Annotated in this window: 22 protein-coding genes; 7 read left to right on the forward strand and 15 right to left on the reverse strand. The window is 66.4% G+C overall.

The window, feature by feature from the left end; genetic code table 11:
* Positions 1–18 precede the first annotated feature (18 nt).
* Genes SSKA14_RS22700 through SSKA14_RS22715 form a run of 4 tightly spaced genes read left to right on the forward strand, consistent with a single transcriptional unit; the run spans position 19 to position 4,264 of the window.
* The gene (locus SSKA14_RS22700; protein ID WP_008265392.1) at positions 19–936 is read left to right on the forward strand and encodes a YihY/virulence factor BrkB family protein; all 918 of its coding nucleotides are present in this window, start codon (positions 19–21) and stop codon (positions 934–936) included.
* A 60-nt stretch (positions 937–996) separates the two neighbouring features.
* Positions 997–2,736 (forward strand): DNA primase, encoded by a 1,740-nt coding sequence (gene dnaG / locus SSKA14_RS22705; protein WP_008266815.1) that lies wholly within the window; start codon positions 997–999, stop codon positions 2,734–2,736.
* 27 nt (positions 2,737–2,763) lie between these two features.
* The gene (locus tag SSKA14_RS22710) at positions 2,764–3,264 is read left to right on the forward strand and encodes a protein tyrosine phosphatase family protein (protein ID WP_008265062.1); all 501 of its coding nucleotides are present in this window, start codon (positions 2,764–2,766) and stop codon (positions 3,262–3,264) included.
* A gap of 28 nt (positions 3,265–3,292) precedes the next feature.
* On the forward strand, positions 3,293–4,264 hold the full coding sequence (locus SSKA14_RS22715; protein ID WP_008265129.1) for a bile acid:sodium symporter family protein: 972 nt from the start codon (positions 3,293–3,295) through the stop codon (positions 4,262–4,264).
* 93 nt (positions 4,265–4,357) lie between these two features.
* Here the strand turns inward: SSKA14_RS22715 and SSKA14_RS22720 are convergent, their stop codons facing one another.
* The 7 genes from SSKA14_RS22720 to SSKA14_RS22745 form a co-directional block, all read right to left on the reverse strand.
* Positions 4,358–4,978 (reverse strand): hypothetical protein, encoded by a 621-nt coding sequence (locus SSKA14_RS22720; RefSeq protein WP_008265149.1) that lies wholly within the window; start codon positions 4,976–4,978, stop codon positions 4,358–4,360.
* Between the two features lie 128 nt (positions 4,979–5,106).
* Complete coding sequence (locus tag SSKA14_RS23905; protein ID WP_157636011.1) at positions 5,107–5,508, reverse strand: hypothetical protein; 402 nt, start codon at positions 5,506–5,508, stop codon at positions 5,107–5,109.
* 237 nt (positions 5,509–5,745) lie between these two features.
* Positions 5,746–6,567 (reverse strand): hypothetical protein, encoded by an 822-nt coding sequence (locus SSKA14_RS22725; protein ID WP_008267888.1) that lies wholly within the window; start codon positions 6,565–6,567, stop codon positions 5,746–5,748.
* Positions 6,568–6,712: 145 nt separating this feature from the next.
* Entirely contained in the window at positions 6,713–7,606 is an 894-nt protein-coding gene (cyoE, locus tag SSKA14_RS22730; RefSeq protein ID WP_008268598.1) for a heme o synthase, read from the reverse strand.
* A 4-nt stretch (positions 7,607–7,610) separates the two neighbouring features.
* Entirely contained in the window at positions 7,611–8,774 is a 1,164-nt protein-coding gene (locus SSKA14_RS22735; RefSeq protein ID WP_008265790.1) for a COX15/CtaA family protein, read from the reverse strand.
* A gap of 10 nt (positions 8,775–8,784) precedes the next feature.
* Positions 8,785–9,354 carry a hypothetical protein gene (locus tag SSKA14_RS22740; protein WP_040009144.1) on the reverse strand — a complete coding sequence of 190 codons (570 nt, stop codon included), beginning with the start codon at positions 9,352–9,354 and terminating at the stop codon, positions 8,785–8,787.
* Between the two features lie 108 nt (positions 9,355–9,462).
* The gene (locus SSKA14_RS22745) at positions 9,463–10,179 is read right to left on the reverse strand and encodes an SURF1 family protein (protein WP_008266904.1); all 717 of its coding nucleotides are present in this window, start codon (positions 10,177–10,179) and stop codon (positions 9,463–9,465) included.
* A 57-nt stretch (positions 10,180–10,236) separates the two neighbouring features.
* On the opposite strand from SSKA14_RS22745, the gene SSKA14_RS22750 reads away from it, so the two are divergent.
* Positions 10,237–10,455, forward strand: coding sequence for a twin transmembrane helix small protein (locus tag SSKA14_RS22750; protein WP_008264755.1), 219 nt, complete (start codon positions 10,237–10,239; stop codon positions 10,453–10,455).
* Between the two features lie 20 nt (positions 10,456–10,475).
* Here SSKA14_RS22750 and SSKA14_RS22755 read toward each other — a convergent pair whose 3' ends face one another.
* The 6 genes from SSKA14_RS22755 to SSKA14_RS22780 form a co-directional block, all read right to left on the reverse strand.
* On the reverse strand, positions 10,476–11,351 hold the full coding sequence (locus tag SSKA14_RS22755) for a cytochrome c oxidase subunit 3 (RefSeq protein WP_005407793.1): 876 nt from the start codon (positions 11,349–11,351) through the stop codon (positions 10,476–10,478).
* A 13-nt stretch (positions 11,352–11,364) separates the two neighbouring features.
* Positions 11,365–11,955, reverse strand: coding sequence for a cytochrome c oxidase assembly protein (locus SSKA14_RS22760; protein WP_008265885.1), 591 nt, complete (start codon positions 11,953–11,955; stop codon positions 11,365–11,367).
* Positions 11,952–12,221 carry a hypothetical protein gene (locus SSKA14_RS22765; protein ID WP_040009148.1) on the reverse strand — a complete coding sequence of 90 codons (270 nt, stop codon included), beginning with the start codon at positions 12,219–12,221 and terminating at the stop codon, positions 11,952–11,954. Before SSKA14_RS22765 ends, SSKA14_RS22760 begins: the two co-directional genes overlap by 4 nt.
* Positions 12,222–12,229: 8 nt before the next feature.
* Positions 12,230–13,837, reverse strand: coding sequence for a cytochrome c oxidase subunit I (gene ctaD / locus SSKA14_RS22770; RefSeq protein ID WP_004153896.1), 1,608 nt, complete (start codon positions 13,835–13,837; stop codon positions 12,230–12,232).
* A 62-nt stretch (positions 13,838–13,899) separates the two neighbouring features.
* Positions 13,900–14,847, reverse strand: coding sequence for a cytochrome c oxidase subunit II (gene coxB, locus SSKA14_RS22775; RefSeq protein ID WP_040009150.1), 948 nt, complete (start codon positions 14,845–14,847; stop codon positions 13,900–13,902).
* An 11-nt stretch (positions 14,848–14,858) separates the two neighbouring features.
* Positions 14,859–15,335 (reverse strand): DUF2244 domain-containing protein, encoded by a 477-nt coding sequence (locus SSKA14_RS22780; RefSeq protein WP_004153894.1) that lies wholly within the window; start codon positions 15,333–15,335, stop codon positions 14,859–14,861.
* Between the two features lie 274 nt (positions 15,336–15,609).
* Between SSKA14_RS22780 and putA the strand changes: the two genes are divergently transcribed.
* Positions 15,610–18,828: a bifunctional proline dehydrogenase/L-glutamate gamma-semialdehyde dehydrogenase PutA gene (gene putA, locus SSKA14_RS22785; RefSeq protein ID WP_040009152.1), complete on the forward strand. Its 3,219-nt coding sequence runs from the start codon at positions 15,610–15,612 to the stop codon at positions 18,826–18,828.
* Between the two features lie 55 nt (positions 18,829–18,883).
* Here putA and pnuC read toward each other — a convergent pair whose 3' ends face one another.
* Entirely contained in the window at positions 18,884–19,465 is a 582-nt protein-coding gene (gene pnuC, locus SSKA14_RS22790; RefSeq protein WP_008265866.1) for a nicotinamide riboside transporter PnuC, read from the reverse strand.
* 107 nt (positions 19,466–19,572) lie between these two features.
* On the reverse strand, positions 19,573–21,000 hold the full coding sequence (locus SSKA14_RS22795) for an outer membrane protein transport protein (protein ID WP_008268025.1): 1,428 nt from the start codon (positions 20,998–21,000) through the stop codon (positions 19,573–19,575).
* A 225-nt stretch (positions 21,001–21,225) separates the two neighbouring features.
* Between SSKA14_RS22795 and SSKA14_RS22800 the strand changes: the two genes are divergently transcribed.
* Positions 21,226–21,918: a rhomboid family intramembrane serine protease gene (locus SSKA14_RS22800; protein WP_004153881.1), complete on the forward strand. Its 693-nt coding sequence runs from the start codon at positions 21,226–21,228 to the stop codon at positions 21,916–21,918.
* Positions 21,919–21,985 lie beyond the last annotated feature (67 nt).

Below are 21,985 nucleotides of genomic sequence, written 5' to 3' on the forward strand. Positions count from 1 at the left end.
CTGCCTTCTCCTGCTTCGATGCCGCATCCCCACGCCTTTCTGCCTGCCGTCCGATCACGCCTGGGAAAGCTGCAGGACAGCTTCCCGATGGCCGTGGCCAAGCGCTTCGTCGAGATCGACGTGCTGACCCAGGCCGCCTCGGTTTCCTTCTACGCCCTGCTGTCGATGGCGCCGCTGCTGGTGCTGCTGCTGTGGCTGACCGCTTCGCTGTACCCGCCGGCACAGCAGGCACTGATCGGCCAGATCGGCTCGGTCGCCGGCAGCAGCGTGGCCAGCGTTGCCGACACCGTGCTGCACAACGCCAACAGCCAGCCCAGCATGGGTTCGCTGGCCGGGTTGTGGAGCACCCTGCTGCTGTTCGTCGGCGCCACCGCCGTGTTTGCCCAGCTGCAGAACGCGCTGAACCGCATCTTCCACACCAGCGGCCAGCGCCTGGACGGCATCAAGGCCTGGCTGCGCAAGCGCGTGTTCTCGTTCGGCGTGGTGCTGGCGCTGGGCTTCCTGCTGATCCTGTCGATGACCGCCACCACCGCGCTGCAGGTGGTGTTCGCGCAGCTGCCGTCGGTGCTGCCGGCGATCGGCTACCTCACCTCGCTGCTGCTGTACACGCTGGCCTTCGCCTTCCTCTACCACTACCTGCCCGACCGCCGCGTGGCCTGGCGCCAGGCCTTCATCGGCGGCGCCATCACCTCGGCACTGTTCGCGCTGGGCCGCTATGGCATCGGCGTCTACATCGCCACCGTGGCCCCGGGCAGCGCCTACGGCTCGATGGGCGCGCTGGTGATCTCGCTGGTCTGGATCTACTACGCCACCGCGGTGTTCTTCGTCGGCGCGCTGATGACGGCGGTGATCGACGAACGCCTGTACGCCCGGGCGCAGCTGGCCAAGGGCGGGGACACCACCGAAGAAGCGGGCCCGGCCGCCACCAGCGAGTAGACTAGGGAACCTGCCTTCCCTTCTGCGCGGCCTGCCGGCCGCGCTCTGCCCTGTTTGCCCATGGCCCGTATCCCCGACGCTTTCATCGACGACCTGCTGGCCCGCACCGACATCGTCGAGGTGGTGGGCAGCCGCGTGCCGTTGAAGCGCCAGGGCAAGGAGTACGCGGCGCGCTGCCCGTTCCATGACGAACGCTCGGCCTCGTTCACGGTCTCGCCGACCAAGCAGTTCTATCACTGCTTCGGCTGCGGCGCGCACGGCACCGCCATCAGTTTCCTGATGAATTACGACCGCCTCGAGTTCCTCGACGCGGTGGATGAACTGGCCAAGCGCGCCGGCATGGACGTGCCGCGGAACGAGAACCCGCGCAACCCGCAGCAGCAGGACGACAGCCGCGAGCTGTACTCGGCGCTGGATGCGGCCACGAAGTTCTTCCAGAAAAACCTGGAAGGCAGCGAAAAGGCGCGCAGCTACCTCGATGGCCGGGGCGTGGATGAAGAAAACCGCGCGCGCTTCCAGATCGGCTACGCACCCGATGGCTACAGCGGCCTGCGCGATGCACTGGGCAAGGACGAGCGCCGCATGAAGCTGCTCGACCGCGCCGGCCTGTTCTCCAAGAACGACCGCGGCCACGTCTACGACAAGTTCCGCGACCGGGTGATGTTCCCGATCTTCGATCGCCGTGGCCGGGTGATCGCGTTCGGTGGCCGCGTGTTCGAGAAGGACGACGGCCCCAAGTACCTCAATTCGCCCGAGACCGCACTGTTCCACAAGGGCCGCGAACTGTACGGCCTGTGGCAGGTACGCCAGGCCAACCAGAAGATCGAGCGGCTGATCGTGGTCGAGGGCTACATGGACGTGGTCTCGCTGTTCCAGTTCGGGGTCACCCAGGCGGTGGCGACGCTGGGCACCGCGACCACGCCGGACCATGCCGAGCTGCTGTTCCGCAACGCGCCGGACGTGTTCTTCTGCTTCGACGGCGATGCCGCCGGCCGCCGCGCCGGCTGGAAGGCGCTGGAGTCGGTGCTGCCGCGCATGAAGGATGGCCGCCAGGCCTTCTTCCTGTTCCTGCCCGACGGCGAAGACCCGGACACCATCGTGCGCAAGGAAGGCGCCGACGCGTTCAACGAACGCCTGAAGCAGGCCACCCCACTGTCGCAGTTCTTCTTCGATGAACTGACCCGCGAAATCAACCTGGGCACGCTGGACGGCAAGGCACGCCTGGCCGAGCGCGCCAAGCCGATGCTGGCACAGATTCCCGATGGTGCCTTCGGCGACCTGATGAAGCAGCAGCTGGCGCAGCTGACCGGCCTCGGCGGCAATGCCGCGTCCGCGCGCGCACCGATGCCGCAGCGCCAGCCGGCGCGCACGATCCAGCCGGTGGCCAAGCGCAGCCTGGTGCGCGGCGCGATCGCCGTGCTGCTGCAGCAGCCCTCGCTGGCGCTCACGCTGGGCGGCCAGCATCACTTCCAGGGCCTGCGCCTGCCCGGCGTGGAGCTGCTGCTGGAACTGCTGGGGTTGGTCGAGCAGCGCCCGGACATCAGTACCGGCGCCCTGCTGGAACACTTCGACGGCCGTGAAGAGCAGGCCTCGCTGCACACGCTGGCGGCGCAGACGCTGCCTGGCACTGAAGCCAGCTGGACCCAGGAACTGCACGACGCCGTGGCCCAGCTGGAGAAACAGCTGCTGGTGCAACGTCTGGAGGAGTTGTTGGCAAAGCAGCGCCAGCAGGGTCTGGACGATACTGACAAGTACGAACTGCGCGAGCTGCTGAAGGCCCGCGCCGGACTGCGCCTGTAGCGGCAGATCGCTTTCCCGGAGAGGACCATGCTGCTGCGCCTGACCTGCCTGCTGTTGTTGTCGCTCTGCCTGCCGCTGACGGCCCTGGCCGAAAACGCCCCGCTCAATGAAGTCCGCCCTGGCCTGTATGCCGGCGGCCAGCCCAGCGGCACGCAGCTGCGGGCGTTGGCCGCGCAGGGCGTGCGCACGGTGATCGACCTGCGCCAGCCCGATGAGGACCGCGGCTTCGATGAAGCCGGCGTGGCCGAATCGCTGGGCCTGCGCTACGTACGCATACCCGTAGCCGGCGCTGATGGCCTGGATGCGGCCAACCTGCGCGCCGTGCACCAGGCCCTGCAGCAGAGCGCAGGTCCGGTGCTGCTGCACTGCGCGTCCGGCAACCGCGCCGGTGCCGTGCTCGGCCTTGTCACTGCGCACTACGAACACGCCAGCCCGGAACAGGCCCTGCAGCTCGGCCAACGTGCCGGCCTGACATCGCTGGAAGCCACCACCCGCCAGCGCCTGGCCGCACCGGCCGCTTCGCCCTGATTCCTCCGCCCCAAGGACTCTGCCCACCATGACCCGCTGGTGGTCGCGCCTGCGACCTGACAACTTCACCCTCGCCCTGCTGTGCACCGTCGGCCTGGCCTCGCTGCTGCCGATGAAGGGCGCCGCTGCCATCGTCCTCGATGACGTCACCACGGTGGCCATCGCAGCGCTGTTCTTCCTGCATGGCGCGCGCCTGCCACGTGAGTCGATCATCGGCGGCATGCTGCACTGGCGGCTGCACCTGACCATCCTGGCCTGCACCTTCATCCTGTTCCCGCTGCTGGGGCTGATGTTCAAGCCGCTGTCCGGCTGGCTGCTGACCCCGGAGCTGTACCTGGGCGTGCTGTTCCTGTGCACCCTGCCCTCCACCGTGCAGTCGTCCATCGCGTTCACTTCGATGGCGCGCGGCAACGTACCCGCAGCGGTGTGCAGTGCTTCGCTGTCGAGCATCCTCGGTGTGTTCCTGACCCCGCTGTTGCTGACAGCACTGGCGGGCACCTCCGGCGGCATCCACGATCCGCTGCATGCCATCGGCGGCATCATGCTGCAGCTGCTGGTGCCTTTCGTGGCCGGCCACCTGCTGCGGCCGTGGATCGCCGGCTGGGTGGAGAAGCAGCGCGCGCTGCTGCGCTATACCGACCAGGGCACGATCCTGCTGGTGGTGTATTCGGCCTTCGGCGAAGCCGTGACCGAAGGGCTGTGGAGCAAGACGCCGCTGCTCTCGCTGCTGGCCGTGGCCGTGGTCGCCGCGGTGCTGCTGGGCATCGCCATGCCGCTGATCACCTTCATCGCCCGTCGCCTGCGCTTCAACCGCGAGGATGAGATCGCCATCGTGTTCTGCGGCTCGAAGAAGAGCCTGGCCACCGGCGTGCCCATCGCCAAGGTGCTGTTCGCCGGTGGCAGTCTCGGTGCCATCGTGCTGCCGGTGATGATCTACCACCAGATCCAGCTAATCGTCTGCGGCGTGATCGCGCAGCGGTATGCCAAGCGCGCGCCCTGACCGGGCGCGCGGGTTGATACTGGAACACGCATCCACGCATGACGCGGATCTATAGTAGATCCACGCCATGCGTGGATGACTCTCGCGGCCCCGCTAATCCACAATGGCCGCAGCGATGTCGTGCAGCACTCGCGCGTTGCGCTCCACGTCGCTGCCCCGTTCGCCGGTGGCGATCAAGCTGTAGGTCTTGCTGTCTCCTGTCCAGGCAAGCTCGACGCGGGTACGGCCGGCACTGTCCGCGCTCTTCTTCACGTGCGCGGGCGCGCCTTTCACCGTTGTGTTCTGTGCCTCGGCGATGACCTCGATATGCGTGCCCGCAGCGACGAAGTTGTTCTCGCTGAATTCCACGACGCCGACGCCTTTCAACTGGAAGAAGCGGCTCAGTCCCGAGGACCTGCCTCCCTCAAGCGCGCCACTGGGCTCCATCCCTATCAGCTCGGCCGGACCCAGGAGGCTGGCTTCCAGGCTGCTGGGGGGCTGCGGCAGGCGCTGGCGCAGTTCCGACGCCGAACGCTGAGTGCGGGGCACGGCCGCCAGCATTTCAGCCTGTGAGGGGATGTTCCCTGCTGCAGCCTGCACGACACCGTTGGATCGTTCGATGTCAGCGCGAAGCTGCTGCTTCACTTCTTCGGGCGCATCCAGGTCTGCCAGTCGCACGATCTGGTAGCTGCCAACGCCGGCGGACGACCTACTCATGGCCGAGCCCTCCTGCATTGAAGCTTGCATGGCACGTTGGTGCAGCCAACGTCCTAGCGGATCAGGGGCTGGATCGGCCTGAGATGCTTGGGCTGACATCGACATCCCCAGTGAGATTGCAACTATGCAAAGGCTTTTCATGATGCTCACCACTCCGAAAGTTGGCAATCGACCGCGCTCGTGGACTGCGTAAATACGCGCCCACCCAGCACCCATGTGTGATAGCCGTGAACAACCATCCGTTCCGGATCGGTGCCATCGCCTGCGTAGAAGCGCCAGGAGTACAGCCCGTTGTTCGGAGCTCCAAGGACATGCTTCGGCTCGATGTTTCCAAGCGGGATGTGCGTGGTAGCCGCCGATCCCTGGAAATTGCGGAACTGAGGGCGTTCGTAGGTAACGGATTCATTGATGAATCCAATGCAGTTGGCCCGACTCAGTGCCTTCACTTCTGCTGCTGCATTGCCAGCTATGCACGCAAGTGCAGCGCATAGAACGATGGGTAGAGAAACATGACATTGCATTGATGGCTCCACAGAATTGCGATTCATCTCGCAGGTCCTGTGTATCCACATCCGACCATCCCGCCTTGCGGATCAATCCGCATCTGTGACCTATCGCTCGCAGGAACCATGCAACGCGGCAACCCCCTACAACGTGGCAGCCTGGTTACCTAACACATTGGCGGTGCTGGCAAGCAAAAGCCGACACTGAACGCGCGGGCTTCTGTGGAAGACCCTCCACGCATGATGTGGATCTACAATGCCGAGCTCATGCTTCGCGGATGGTCACTGGACCGAACCGCTGTCCAGCAATCGCGCCACGCTGAAGCGCGGCAGCCATACCCATAGGTCGTAGCTGCGGTCAGCACCGGTATCCACCCTAAGCGATGCCCCGGTATGGTCCGGCAGCTGACGCGCTTCGCAACGCCCAGGAGCGACACAGCCCCAGCCCTCCCCGCCACGCGCCTCGATGCGGACGTTGTAGAGGTCCAGGTCCTTCAGCAGTGCCGTCATCGGCGGGTACACAATCATCTGCGGTTGCCTGCGCATGCCATGCACGTTGCCAGTCAGCACCAGCAGGCGCCCATTCTTCGACAGCGCCGTCGCGTGCGACCGCACTTCTTCGGCCATCACCCGATCACGTGCGCCGGTGCCGGCCATATCGGCGGGAAGCACACGGTCGAAGCCAAACACCTGCACATCGCGCCCCTCGCTGCGCAACACGCGTGCCGCCTCGATCAGATCCAGCATGTCCTCACTGCGACGGCCGTCGTGCATCCGGCCGTGGATGTTCCAATACGTGGTGCCACGCAATGCAGCGCGCGCTTCAGCTGTGCCGGCAGACGCCATGTAGGTCGCCAGTGCAGCGTTCTCGTGGGTCGGCAACTCCAATGCCAGCCGCACTGCTGCGCCATCGGCCACGTAGGCCTCCACCAACTGGCGCACCAGCAGCGGTGTCTCGCGGGTGCCGTGGAATTCGCCCAGCACCAGCAGGCGGTGGTCGCCGGCGTGCTGGCGGATCTGTGCGGCGGTGTCGTCGGCATGCGCACTGAGGGCCATGCCCAGCGCCAGCATCAGCGCAGCGGTCCAGCGGAAGATCGAATGCATCCCTGCTCGTTCCTTTCCTTCGGGTCAGGAACAGCAATGGCGGCGCAGCAACCGCCGTTCAAGGTGATCCACGCCATGCGTGGATACTGCCGCCCTCAGATCGGGCCTGAGTCGAGCATGGCTCGACTCTACAAAGGGCAGCCCCTTACAGCCAGGGCAGGATCCAGTGGTCGACCAGCAGGAAGGCGAACAGCGCCATCAGGTAGACGATGGAGTAATGGAACATCTTCATCGAGAACAGCTCGTCCGGCGGATTGAGCATGCGCCAGGCGTACCAGAGGAACACGGCGTTGAGCACGATCGCGCCGCCCAGGTAGAACGCACCGCTCATGCCCACCAGGTACGGCAGCAGGCAGACCAGCGCCAGCACCACCGAATACGCCATGATCTGCTTGCGCGTGTGCACCACGCCGTGGGTCACCGGCAGCATCGGGATCTCGGCCTTGGCGTAGTCCTCCCGGCGGAAGATCGCCAGCGCCCAGAAGTGCGGCGGTGTCCAGATGAAGATGATCAGCACCAGCAGCGATGAGTACGCCCAGTCCGACGAGCCCTGCATGCCGGTCACCGCCGCCCAGCCCAGCATCGGCGGCATCGCGCCGGCCAGGCCACCGATCACGATGTTCTGCGAGGTCGCACGCTTGAGGTACACGGTGTAGATCACCGCGTAGCCGATCAGCGAGGCGAAGGTCAGCACCGCAGTGATCAGGTTCACCCACAGCACCAGGATGGTCATCGACAGCACGATCAGCACACCGGCATACACCAGCACCTGCCACGGCTTGACCTTGCCCACCACCAGAGGACGCCACGAGGTGCGCGCCATCTGCGCATCGATGTGCGCATCCAGCAGCTGGTTGATCGCCGCGGCCGCCGAGGCTGCCAGCCAGATGCCGAGGAAGCCGAGCAGGCCGGCCCGCACCTGCTCCCAGCTGGGCACGCCGGGGATGGCCAGGACCATGCCGACCAGCGCGGTGAAGACGATCAGGGCGACGACCTTGGGCTTGGTCAGGTCCCAGTACTGGCGGTATTTGGAAAACATGGAATCAGTCCGGGGCACGCAGGCGGGCCAGCAGGCTGACCAGCACGAACAACAGGGCAACGGCCACGCCGTTGTGGGCCACCGCCACTTCCAGCGGCAGCGCCAGCTTTACATTGAGGATGCCGAGGGTGACCTGCAGCACCAGCAGCGCGATCAGCGCGCTGGCCCAGCCACGCATGCTCGGCAGCCGGAACAGGCGCACGCCCAGCCACAGCAGATAGACGGCCACCACCACCGCGAACATGCGGTGCGCCATCTGGATGGCGATGCGCGAGGCGCCGTCCAGCACGCCGCCTTCGTAATCCACGCCGATGCCACGCCACAGGGTGAAGCCTTCGACGAAGTTGTGCTGCGGCCACCATTGGTTGGCGCAGCGCGGGAAGTTGTCCAGCGAGGCGCTGCCGCCGCCGCATGCAAGTGCGGCGTAGTTGGCGCTGACCCAGCCACCCAGTGCGATCTGGGTGACCAGCACGGCCACGCCAATGCGCAGCAGCCACTTCAGCTTCGGCGCTTCGGCCAGGGTGATCGGCATGTGCGTGGCGCGCCAGGCCATCCACACCAGCAGGCCGAACATCAGCATGCCGCCCAGCAGGTGGCCCATCACCACGATGGGCTTGAGCAGCAGGGTCACCGTCCACATGCCCAGCAGGGCCTGGAAGATCACCACCGCCAGGGTCAGCAGTGCAGCGCGCGCCAGGTCGATGTTGCTCCAGCGCAGCGCGGCGATCAGCAGGATCGCCTCGCCGATCAGCGCCAGGATGCTGGCGGTGCCATGCCAGCCCATCATGTACAGCGGTATGCCGGCGGCCACCAGTACGCAGGCGGTCACCACCGCCGTGCTTCCAAAGCGCCGCCTGCGCGTGGCCAGCAGGGCCAGGGTCAGGATCTCGATGCCCAGCGCACCGGCCAGGAAGCGATGCACCTGTTCACGCCAGGCCTTGTGGGTCTCCAGCGGGCGGATCTCCGCCGCCGGGTGGCCGATGGTCTCTTCCACGTGCTGCGGCCAAGTGGCCTGCCCGTAGCAGGTCGGCCAGTCCGGGCAGCTCAGGCCGGCATCGGACAGGCGAACGAAGGCGCCGAACATGATCGTGCTCGCGGTCATGATCATGGCGAACCACGCCAGGCGGTGGAAATTGCGGTGCAGCGCCGGACGCGCGGAAAGGCTCATCAAACGGGACTCACTTCAGTTTCAGCAACGTGGCCATGTCCTTGCGCAGGCCACCGAGGTCGGAACCCGGGGCATGGCGCATGATCACGAAGCCGTTCGGATCGATCACGTAGACCGGCAGTCCCGCCGGATCATCGACGCCCGGCAACGCCGCGCGCAGGGCTGGCGACGGAGCCAGCGGCCGCAGCGCGGGCAGCGAGGCGATCGACGCCGGTGGCGTACCCAGCCACAGGATCTCGACATTATCGGCGTTATGGCCGAACAGCTGCCACACCTTGCCCAGTCCCTGCGACAAAGTGACGCACTGTGCATCGCAGGCGCCGGCCGGGGCCACCAGCAGGCGCCAGGTACGAGCCTCGGGATTCCATGGGTAAGGCTGGCCGCTGGCCAGGGTGGGCGCCTGCTGGCGCAGGTCCACCGGCGGCTTCAGCAGCTGGCCGGCGTTGCGGTGCCCGGTTGGCTGCCAGCCCGAGAAGCGCAGCACGGCGGCCAGCGCCACCGCCCCGAAGAACACGGCAAACAGCAGCACCAGGGTCCGGCGGCCGGAGCCGCGCGCCTGCGGGGACGTAGCAGTGTTCATGCGGGGCATTTTCTCACGGTTGGGAAAGGGATGCGGGTGCGGTACCCCGGTAGTTCCGGCCGCTGGCCGGCATCCAGGATTCCGGGGGATGCCGGCCAGCGGCCGGCACTACCGGGCGATGGGGCGTCTCCTGCGCCGCTCCAGCACCAGCGCGACCACCAGCACGGTCAGGGCCAGCCCGAACCACTGCACGGCGTAGCCCAGGTGGCGCTGCGGCGGCAGCGTGTTCGGCAGCAGGTCCAGGTCGCGCTCATCGCCGAATGGCAGCGCCGGGTCCAGACGCAGCACGCGGTCAGGTAGCGCCTGCAGCCCCAGCGCGCGGGCCAGGCCTTCGGCGGGCAGCCGGCTGGCCAGCCAGCGCCCGGCCTCACCCGTCGCGGAGAACGCCGGCCCCAACGCCAACCCCGCCGACGGCGGCGGCGCCAGCAAGCCACGCACGGCTACCGGTGAAGGTGGCGCAGGCAGATCCGGCAAGGTGCGATCCGGTGGCAACGCGCGCCAACCGAGATCCACCAGCAGCACACTGCCGTCGTCACTACGGAACGGGCGATAGATCTTCACTCCGGCGCGGCCATGCCGGGTCTGGTTGTCCAGCAGCACCACGCCGGGCAGGAAGTGGCCGTGGTCGGCCACGCCGTGCAGCGCACCGGGTGCCGCGAGTGCCTGCGCCAGCGGCAACGCCTGTGCCACTGCTGGACCCTGCGCATCCAACATTGCCTGTTTGGCATGCATGCGCTGCAGCTGCCACAGCCCCAGTGCGCTGAAACCGGCCATCGCCAGCACCGCCAGCAGCCATCCGATCACGCGCGTGTGCTGGCGCATCATGACAAGTCCGCGCAAACGCGGTCAGATAGGCGCATCCACCCTGCCCTCGAGCCGCGCATGAGTGATTCGCTGAAGACCCTGCTGGTAATCGCGTTTCTGATCGTCATCGTCTGGAATCTGGGCGCCGGCCTGTATTACCTGCTGGTCGACCGCGGCCAGACCAAGCGCACGGTCAACGCACTGACCCGCCGCATCGCGGTGTCGGTGGCCTTGATCGTACTGGTGATCGTGAGCATCTACATGGGCTGGATCAAACCGCACGGCATCGGCGGCTGAGGCCACCGATCCGCGCGCGGTCAAAGCACGTAGACGAACAGGAACAGCATCAGCCACACCACGTCGACGAAGTGCCAGTACCACGCGGCGGCTTCGAAACCGAAATGGTTGTCGCGGGTGAAGTGGCCCTTGGCCGAACGCAGCCACATCACGATCAGCATGATCGTGCCCAGCAGCACGTGCGCGCCGTGGAAGCCGGTCAGCATGAAGAACGTCGACCCGTAGATGCCCGAGCCGAGCGTCAGGTTCAGTTCCTTGTAGGCGTGGATGTATTCCTCCGCCTGCAGGGTCAGGAAGCCCAGACCGAGCACCACGGTCAGGCCCAGCCAGATCAGCAGCTGGCGGCGGTTGCCGGCCTTCAGTGCATGGTGGGCGATGGTCAGGGTCACGCCGGAGGTGAGCAGGATCAGCGTATTGATCAGCGGCAGGCCCCAGGCCGGGATGGTCTGGAACGCACCACCGATCGCCGCAGGACCATTGGTCGGCCATCCAGCAGAATAGCCCTGCCAAAGCAGCTCGTTGGTCATCACCCCGCGGCCTTCGCCGCTCAGCCAGGACAGGCCCAGGTTGCGGGTGTAGAACAGCGCGCCGAAGAAGGCGCCGAAGAACATCACTTCGGAGAAGATGAACCAGATCATCCCCATCCGGAACGAGCCGTCGACCTGGTGGTTGTAGTTGCCGGCCTGCGATTCACGCACCACGTCGCTGAACCACCAGAACAGGGTCAGCACCAGCATCGCGATGCCGATGTAGAACGTCCAGCGTCCCCAGCTGGCATCGTTGAGCCAGCTGGCCACGCCGACCATGGTCACCATCATCGCGATGGAACCCACGAACGGCCATTTGCTCTGGGCCGGGACGAAGTACACGTTGGCGTCGGTCGGTGTCTGGGCCATGTCGGTATCCGGGTCAGGGTGCGGCGTGCGCGCCTTCCGAGGTGGCGGCCGGGGCCAGCCGATCGGACAACGCGTCGTTGCGGTAGAAGGTGTAGGACAAGGTGATCGTCCTGATCTCCGGCGGCAGGTCCGGATCGACGATGAAGCGCACCGGCATGTCGCGCTTCTCGCCGGCCTGCAGCGTCTGCGCGGTGAAACAGAAGCACTCGGTCTTGCTGAAGAAGCCCGACGCGCGTGCCGGTGCCACCGAAGGCACGGCACTTCCCACCACCGCCTGCGCGCTGTCGTTGCGGGCGAAGTACAGCGCTTCGTTGAGTTCGCCGGGCACCACGTCCATGGTCAGCTGCTCGGGATGGAACGACCATGGCAGGCGCGAATTGACGCCGCCATCGAACTCGACGCGCACGGTACGCTTGCCGGCCACCGCGCCCGCGCTGGCCTCGCTGCCGGGGCCACGCTCCAGGCGCACGCCGAACACCTTCTCGCAGGCGATGCGGTACAGCGGAACCAGCGAGAACGTCAGCAGGAACACCGCTACCGCCACGCCGATCAGGCGCGGCAGGCCGGCGCTGGGTGACGGGGTGCTGGCCGGTGCGTCGCTCATCGGCCGATCACCCCGCTGAGGATGAAGCCGACGTAGACCAGCACGGCGATGGCGCCGACCCAGGCAGCGGTACGCTTGGCACGCTGGCGCTGCTGCTCGACGCTTCCGCTCTGGTAGAGCCGACCGCTGGTCGGCTGCTCTTCGCTGTTGTAGAGCCGACCGTTGGTCGGCTGCTTTTCGCGAGTCGACTGACAGTCGACTCTACCCAAGGCATCAGCCGAGCATGGCTCGGCTCTACAAGTCTGCAGCGGGCTCTCGTTATGCATGCCCCACCTCAATGCGTGATGTCGTCATGCGCCAGGTCGCCCGGGCGGATGGTCGGCGGCGTGGTGAAGGTATGCGCCGGTGCCGGCGACGGCAGCGTCCATTCCAGGCCACGCGCGCCTTCCCAGCTGCGCGCCTCGGCCTTTTCACCATTGCGCAGCGAGGACAGCAGGATCGCGGCCATCATGAACGGGGTGACGAACATGCCGAACGCACCGATCGAGCTGATCAGGTTCCAGTCGGCGAAGGCCACGCTGTAGTCGGGAATGCGGCGCGGCATGCCGGCCAGGCCGAGGAAGTGTTGCGGGAAGAACAGCAGGTTGACGAACACGATCGACCACCAGAAGTGCACCTTGGCCCACTTCTCGCTGTACATGCGACCGGTCCACTTCGGCCACCAGTAGTACACCGCGGCGATCAGCGCGAACACCGCGCCGGTCACCAGCACGTAGTGGAAGTGGGCGACCACGAAGTAGGTGTCGTGGTACTGGAAGTCCGCCGCCACGATCGCCAGCATCAGGCCGGAGAAGCCACCGATGGTGAACAGGATGACGAACGCCACCGACCACAGCATCGGCGCCTCGAATGTCAGCGAGCCGCGCCACATGGTGCTGACCCAGTTGAACACCTTCACGCCGGTCGGGATCGAGATCAGCATGGTGGCGAACATGAAGTAGATCTCGCCGCCCAGCGGCATGCCCACGGTGAACATGTGGTGGGCCCAGACGATGAACGACAGGAACGCGATCGCGGCGGTGGCGTACACCATCGCCTGGTAGCCGAACAGCGGCTTGCGGCTGAAGGTCGGGATGATCTCGCTGACCACGCCGAAGGCGGGCAGGATCATGATGTAGACCTCGGGGTGCCCGAAGAACCAGAAGATGTGCTGGTACATCACCGGGTCACCGCCACCGGCGGCGTTGAAGAAGCTGGTACCGAAGAACTTGTCGGTCAGCAGCATGGTCACCGCGCCGGCCAGCACCGGCATCACCGCGATCAGCAGGAACGCGGTGATCAGCCAGGCCCAGCAGAAGATCGGCATCTTCAGCAGGTCGATGCCCGGCGCGCGCATGTTGAGCACGGTGGCGATGATGTTGATCGCGCCCATGATCGAACTGATGCCAGCCACGTGGATGGCGAACACGCTGAAGGCCACGTTGTAACCACCCTGCAGCGACAGCGGCGGGTACAGCGTCCAGCCACCGGCCGGCGCACCACCGGGCAGGAACAAGGTCAGCAGCAACAGGCTGAAGGCCACCGGCAGCAACCAGAACGACCAGTTGTTCATGCGCGGCAGCGCCATGTCCGGCGCGCCGATCTGCAACGGGATCATCCAGTTGGCCAGGCCGACGAAGGCCGGCATCACGCCGCCGAAGATCATCACCAGCGCATGCACGGTGGTCATCTGGTTGAAGAACTCGGGCTTGACGAACTGCAGGCCCGGCTGCGCCAGCTCGGCGCGGATCACCACGCTCATCGCCGCACCGATGATGAACATGATGAAGCTGAAACCCAGGTACAGCGTGCCGATGTCCTTGTGGTTGGTCGAGAAGAACCAACGCTCGAAGAAACTCTGCTGGTGATGGTGATCGTCGTGCCCAACTGCCGAGTGCGCCATTGCAAAACACCTCTCAGAATCGGTTGTCACCGCGGCCGCAGCAGGCGGCCACGGGCGTTACATCACGCGCCGCTGGCTGCGGTGGCAGGTGCGTTGCCGGCTTCAGCCGCCGCCGGGGCGGCAGGCGCCTCGGCGGCCGGTGCAGCAGGTTCTGCCGGTGCCGCGGGCGCGGCGGGCGGTGCCGGCTTGCGCTGCGCCAGCCACTGCTTGAATTCCTCCTTGGACACCGCCTCGACCACGATCGGCATGAAGCCATGGTCCTTGCCGCACAGTTCGGCGCACTGGCCGCGGTACACGCCGGGCTGTTCGATGCTGGTCCAGGCCTCGTTGATGAAGCCGGGGATGGCGTCCTGCTTCCAGCCCAGTGCCGGCACCCACCACGCGTGGATCACGTCGTCGGAGGTGATGACGAAGCGCACCTTGGTATCGACCGGCAGCACCAGCCGGTTGTCGACGTCCAGCAGGTAGTGCGGATGGCTCTCGCGGGTCGGCACGATGCCACTCTGCCGCACGCGATCGGATTCGCGGTCCAGGCGGCTGGTGAAGGTGACGTTCTCGCCGAGGTATTCGTATTTCCACATCCACTGGTAGCCGGTGACCTTGACCGTCATCTCGGCATCGCGGGTGTCGTACATCTTGATCAGGTTGGCGGTGGCCGGCCACGCCATCACAATCAGGATGATCACCGGGATCACCGTCCAGATGATCTCGGCCTTGGTGTTGTGGCTGAACGTGGCCGCGACCGCGCCCTTGGATTTGCGGAACTTGAAGATGGCGTAGGCCATCGCACCGAACACGATGACGCCGATCACCGTGCAGATGATCAACGAGAGATTGTTCGATTCCCAGGCCAGGCGCGAGGTCTGGGTCACCCCCTTGCCCATGTTCAGCTGCCACGGCTTCGGATCGGCCGCCTGGGCCCAGGCCAATGCCGGCATCAGTCCCCCGGTCGCCAGCATTGCGGCGACCGCGTTCACGCACTTCGTGCCCCACCTGCTGCTTTGCTTCATTGCCTAGACCCTTAGCGTCGTCGGTTGCCGCCATCGCTGGCGGCGAGCAAGCTTTCAAGTGTCTCTGCAAGCGTCTGACGTTCGGCCGGCGCGAGGAAACTCCCCACCTCCACCTGCCGGCCGCTGGATGCCAGCCGGACCCTCTCATCGTCGGTGAGCAGGCGCACCCAGTGGGGGTGGGCCCGGAACACCGGCGATCCACCGGGTACGGGGATGACCTCCACGTACGCCGGCACTACCCGGATCTCCTCCTGCCGTTCTCCGCTGCGCCACAAGGCACGCAGCGCCGCCGCCAGCACCAGGCTGTACAGCAGCGCGAACAGGGGGGCGAATGCATTGCCGGCCAACCACCCGAGGGCGGACACCAGCCACATCGCACCCGACAACACGGTGAACAACAGGACGAACTGCCGGGCATCGAGCGCCCGTGGGGGACGCAGCCGCAGCTGCGTACCTGACCCATCCGGAGCTGGAAGCACCTCGATCATGTCGCAACCGCGTTCCTGCCGCGGGAAACGTCTCGATGGTAGCCCCGCCCTCTCGCCGGTAGCAAGGGTGCATTCACACTTTTTCCCATGCTGCAACACAGCATGAGGTCGGCGGCCCGAATGACGAATTCAGCACAAATATTGCCGAGCATGCTGAACACGCTGAATCCACCGCAGCTAGGGGCTATCAGCACTTCACGAAGGTGGCTGCGGGGCACTTCCGGAACCCGGAAAAATGATTAAAATCGCCAAGTTTTCCACTGGCCGGACCGGCATGAACGCACCCTCCTCCTCCCCTGCCGCCAGCGACGCCCCGCGTCCCGGCGCGCTGCTGTCGCCGGAACTGCCGGCGTCCCCCACCCCGTTCCGCCAGGCCATCACCGATGCCTGGTTGAAGGACGAGGCCAGCCACGTCCGCGATCTTCTGGCGCAGGCCCGCCTGCCCGCCGATGAGCAGGCCAGGGTGCAGGCGCTGGCCGCCGACCTGGTCGGCCGCGTCCGCGTGCGCGCCAAGGACCAGGGCGCGATCGAAGCCTTCATGCGCCAGTACGACCTGGGCAGCGAGGAAGGCGTGCTGCTGATGTGCGTGGCCGAAGCGCTGCTGCGCATTCCGGACCAGGACACCGCCGACAAGCTGATCCGCGACAAGCTGGCCGACGCCGACTGGGAAAAGCACCTGGGCGGCAGCGACTCGGTGCTGGTCAATGCCTCCACCTGGGGCCTGATGCTGACCGGCAAGCTGGTGCAGATGAACGACGCCACCCGCGCCGATGCACCCAGCGCGTTCAAGCGCCTGGTCGGCCGCGTCGGTGAGCCGGTGGTGCGCCTGGCCGTGCGCCAGGCGATGAAGATCATGGGCCACCAGTTCGTCATGGGCCGCACGATCAGCGAAGCGCTGTCGCGTTCGCACAAGGGTGACAACGCGGACTATCGCTACTCCTTCGACATGCTGGGCGAAGGCGCGCTGACCATGAAGGACGCGCTGCGCTACCTGGAAGACTACCGTCGCGCGATCCACGCCATCGGTGGCGATCACAAGGCACGTGGCGGCCGTCCGGACGGCGACGTCAACAACGCCCCGGGCATCTCGATCAAGCTGTCGGCGCTGTACCCGCGCTACGAGCACGCCAAGCGCGAGCGCGTGCTGAAGGACCTGGTGCCGGGCGTGCTGGAACTGGCGCAGCTGGCCAAGAGCTATGGCATCGGCTGCACCGTCGACGCCGAAGAATCCGACCGCCTGGAACTGTCGCTGGACATCATCGAACAGGTGTTCGGCGATGCCTCACTGGCCGGCTGGGATGGCTTCGGCGTGGTCGTGCAGGCCTACCAGAAGCGCACGCCGTACACGATCGACCACCTGGCCGACATGGCACGCCGCGCCGGTCGTCGCCTGCAGGTGCGCCTGGTCAAGGGCGCCTACTGGGATGCCGAGATCAAGCGCGCGCAGATCGAAGGCTACCCGGGCTACCCGGTGTTCACCCGCAAGCAGAACACCGACGTGTCGTATTTGGCATGCGCGAAGCGGCTGTTCACCCATGCCGACGCGATCTACCCGATGTTCGCCACGCACAACGCGCACACCATCGCCGCGGTGCGCAGCATCGCCAACGGTGGCGTGTACGAGCACCAGAAGCTGCACGGCATGGGCGACGACCTGTACGCCGAAGTGGTGCCGGCCGACCGCCTGGGCCTGCCCTGCCGCGTGTATGCGCCGGTCGGTTCGCATGAAGACCTGCTGCCGTACCTGGTGCGCCGCCTGCTGGAAAACGGCGCCAACTCCAGCTTCGTCAACCGCATCACCGACGAACGCGTGCCGATCGCCGACCTGATCCGCGATCCGGTCGAGATGGTCGCCTCGTTCGCCTCGATCCCCCACCCGAAGATCCCGCTGCCGGTTGACCTGCTGCGCAGCCAGAACCACGACAGGAAGAACTCCATGGGCGCCAACCTCGCCAACGACAACGAACTGCGCGCCCTGGCCGAGCAGATCAACGCGGCCGTGAAGCCCTGGCAGGCCGCCCCGCTGGTACCGGGTGCCAACCCGGCCGGCGCCGCGCTGCCGGTGACCAACCCGGCCGACACCCGCGAAGTGGTCGGCCAGTGGCTGGCCGCCGATGCCGCCACCGTGCAGAAGGCCCTCGCAAACGCCGTGGCAGCGCAGCCGGCCTGGAACCGCACCCCGGCCGCCAGCCGCGCCGCCATCCTCGAGCACGCCGCCGACCAGCTGGAAGCGCGCATGCCGGAGTTCATGGCGCTGTGCGTGAAGGAAGCCGGCAAGAGCCTGCCCGACAGCATCGCCGAAGTGCGCGAAGCCGTGGATTTCCTGCGCTACTACGCCAAGCAGGCACGCGAGCAGTTCAGCCACGCCGAGAAGCTGCCGAGCCCGACTGGTGAATCCAACGAGCTGCAGCTGCACGGCCGCGGCGTGTTCGTCTGCATCAGCCCGTGGAACTTCCCGCTGGCGATCTTCCTGGGCCAGGTCGCTGCCGCCCTGGCCGCCGGCAACAGCGTCATCGCCAAGCCGGCCGAACAGACCAACCTGATCGGCTACTACGCGGTGAAGCTGCTGCACGACGCCGGCGTGCCGGCCGAGGTGGTGCAGTTCCTGCCGGGCGACGGTGCCACCGTCGGTGCCGCGCTGACCGCCGACCCGCGCGTGGCCGGCGTGGCCTTCACCGGCTCCACCGACACCGCGCGTGCGATCAACCGCGCGATGGCCGCACGTGATGCCGCCATCGGCGTGCTGATTGCCGAGACCGGTGGCCAGAACGCCTTCATCGCCGACTCCTCGGCGTTGCCGGAACAGCTGGTCAAGGATGCGATCGGTTCGGCCTTCACCTCCGCCGGCCAGCGTTGCTCGGCCGCGCGCGTGCTGTTCGTGCAGGACGACATCGCCGACAAGGTGATGACCATGCTGGCCGGTGCGATGAAGGAACTGAAGGTCGGTGACCCCGGCCTGCTGTCCACCGACGTCGGCCCGGTGATCGACGCCGATGCACTGAAGATCCTGCAGGACCACGCTGTACGCATGGATCGCGAAGCGCGCCTGATCGCCGCCGCTGAGGTGTCCGCCGAAGCCGCCAACGGCACCTTCTTCGCACCGCGTGCGTATGAACTGAAGGACCTGGGCCAGCTGCACAAGGAAATCTTCGGGCCAGTCCTGCACGTGATCCGCTGGAAGGGCGACCAGCTCGACGCGGTGATCGAGCAGATCAACGCCACCGGTTACGGCCTGACCCTGGGCGTGCACTCGCGCATCGACGAGACCGTCGACCGCATCAGCAACGGCGTCCACGTCGGCAACGTCTACGTCAACCGCAACCAGATCGGTGCAGTGGTCGGCGTGCAGCCGTTCGGCGGCCAGGGCCTGTCCGGCACCGGCCCGAAGGCCGGCGGCCCGCACTACCTGCTGCGTTTCGCCACCGAAAAGACGGTGACGGTGAACACCACGGCCGCCGGCGGCAACGCCTCGCTGCTGACCCTGGGCGACTGATCGCCCGGTTGATGCGGCAAACGAAAAACCCCGCGAAAGCGGGGTTTTTCTTTGCTCAACGTGCTTCGACGCGCATCAGGTTGCGCCAATGGCGCAGCGCCACCAGCGCGTTGATCCAGAAGCCGACATACAGGATCGAGGTCAGGTGCAGGCCACGGCTGTAGTACAGCGGCACCGCCACGGTGTTCACCAGCAGCCACACCCACCACGATTCCAGCTTGCGCCGCATCATCAGGATCTGCGCGATCACGCTCAGCACCAGCACCGCCGAATCGATATACGGCGCGTAGGCGTTGGTCAGCCGGGTCAACATCCAGCCATAGCCGAAGGTGGCCACCACCGCCAACGGCGCCAGCCAGGCCCACGCACGCGGGCGCAATGCGGTGATCGGCAGCGGCGCGCCGTGGTCGCCACGCAGCCACTGCCACCAGCCCAGCACGCTGATGGCGATGAAGAAGAACTGCAGCACCATGTCCGCGTACAGATGCGAGCGTTCGAACACCGCAGCGAACAGTGCACAGCCGACAATGCCCAGCCACCAGGTGTGCACGTTGTTGCGACCGGCCAGCAGGATCGAGCCGGCGACGGCGATGTTGGCAGCCAGCTCCAGCTGGAAGTTCGGGTCGGACAGGTTCATCGTCCTATTGTCATGGATCCGCGCCCTGCTGGGAGGGCACGCCATGAAAAAGGAAAGGCCCCGCTTGCGCGGGGCCCTCCATGTCCTGCTTCAGGCAATCGCCCGAATCAGAACTTGTACTGCATCGAAGCAGCCAGCACGTCGCCGCTGACCTTGTACTTGCCGGTCACGGTGTTGGCGGTGGCCGAGGTCGAGTTGACGTTCGGATCCTTGGTGAACAGGTGGGTGTAGCCCACGCTGTATTCCATCTTGTCCGAGGCTGCGTAGGTCAGACCCAGCGACAGCCACTTGCGGGTGGTGTCCGGCACGCGCACGTCACGATGGGCGTCGGTGGTCGGGGTCTGGTCGTAGGCGAGACCACCGCGCAGGGTCAGCTTCTCGTTCATGCGGTACTCGGTACCGATCGACGCGAAGGTGGTGTCGCGGTAGTGGAACGGCAGCACGCTGTCCGGCTGGTTGGAGTCATAGTCGACGGTGACCTGGTCGAACTTGCTCCACGCGGTGCGCGAGACATCGGCCATGATCTTCCACTGGTCGTTCACGCGGTGGGTGAAGCTGACGGTGGCGCTGGCCGGCAGGGTGATCGAAGCACGGCCCTTGCTGTCGATGAAGGTGCCCGGAGCGGCAGCGGCCAGGAAGGTCGCGGCGTTGCCCGGAATGGTGAAGTCGGCCTTGCCGTCGTTGATCTTGTGCTTGACCTGCGAGCGGTAGCTGAAGGCGATGTTGGTGCCTTCCACCGGGCTGACGGTCATGCCCAGGGTGTAGCCCATGGACACTTCGTCACCCTTGATGCGCAGGTAGCCATCGGCGGTGCCCGGAGCGAAGCCCTGCTGGGCCATGGCCACGGCGGCCTGACGCGAGGCGGCAGCGGCCTGGGCCGGGGTGCCACCGGCGGCCAGAACGGCAGCAGCAGCCTTCTGCTGGGCGCTGGCGTTGATCGCGGTGCCGGTGTCGACTGCGCTGGTCAGGTCGACGTTCAGGCGTTCGGCGAACACCGAAGCACCAAACGACAGGTACGGATTGACGTCATAGGAGAACGCGACGCCCAGGTCGATCGCCTGCAGCTCGGTCTTGACGCCGTTGTAGCGGCCGACCCAATCACGGTCGTATTCGGTCTTGAAGCCGAACGGCACAGTCAGCGAGGCGCCGAAGTGCATGTTCTCCTTCTCGCCGAACGGCAGGTGGAAGTAGGCCGCCGGAACCGGGGCGATCATGCCGGCGTCGCCGCCGTTGCCGCCGGAAATCGGAGCGCCGTTGCCGTACTTGCCCTGGCCACGGAACTTGGCGCCGAAGCTGATGGCGCTGACGTCGCCCTGGATCTGGGTGCCTTCCAGCAGACGCATGGAGGCCGGGTTGGTGGCGACCACCGAAGCATCGCCTTCAGCGGAGGTGGAGCCGGCGAATGCACGGCCGAGGCCCTTGGCGCTGTTTTCCTTCAGCTGGAAGGCAGCGGCGTTGGCATCGGCGGCGGCCAGCGCACCGGCAACGCCGACGGCCAGCAGGGTCAAACGGGCAATGGTGGAAGCGGTTTGCATCGTAGTTCTCTCTCCGGTAAGCGGTGATGGTGCTCTGAGTGCGCCTGCGCCCGGCAGGCCCTGGGGCCCTTCGGAGCGCGCCGGATTCCCCTCCCGACATACGACGCCGTATGCGAGTATTACCCAGAGCTGTTAATGAAACAATAACAGCGCCGGCGGTTTTTTCGTCTCAAAAGCTGAACAGGACCATCCCCGTCACCAGCGCCCGCACGCTAGGCTAATGCCATGTTCGTCTCCCTCCCGTCGCGCAAGAAGGCGGCCCTGCGCTGGGCCACGCCCGTGCTGTTTGCGGCATTGTGGCTGGCGTTCCTGTGGTCGATCTCGCGCCCGGACGATGCCCGCGGCAGTCTCTGGCTGGACTGGGGCGCCCTGTCCACCGGGCTGACCCACCCGCTGGACTGGTGGGCGACCCTGCAGGACGGCAGCGTGCTGCGCCTGTTCACCGCCCTGTTCCTGCACGCGGACTGGTCACACCTGCTGGGCAACCTGGTGTTCCTGTTGATCTTCGGCCTGCCTGCCGAGCGCGTGCTGGGGCCATGGCGGTTGCTGCTGCTGTTCCTGGTCGGCGGCGCGGTGTCCAACCTGGTCGCGATCTACACCATGGGCAGCCCGGACCAGATCATCATCGGTGCCAGCGGCGCGGTTTCGGCGCTGATCGGCGCCTATCTGGCCCTGTTCCCCGGCGCCCGGCTGGGCGTGGTGATCCCGCTCGGCCTGTTCCTGGAGTTCGTGCGCGCCCCGGCCTATCTGCTGATTGGCGTCTGGGCCGCACTGCAGGTGGTGTTCGCGCATATCGGCCCCAGCTTCGGCATGGTGGCCTGGTGGGCGCACATCGGCGGCTTCGTGTTCGGCCTGCTGTATGGCGTGTACGTGCGCGCGGCCATCGCGCGCCGGCTGCGCAAGCGCCACGGCTTCTGACCCTTGGTAGTGCCGGCCGCTGGCCGGCACGCTTCCGCTAGCCGCCGGGCGTGGCCCGGCGCTATCG

The organism is Stenotrophomonas sp. SKA14 (assembly GCF_000158575.1).
Classification (GTDB): Bacteria; Pseudomonadota; Gammaproteobacteria; order Xanthomonadales; family Xanthomonadaceae; genus Stenotrophomonas; species Stenotrophomonas forensis.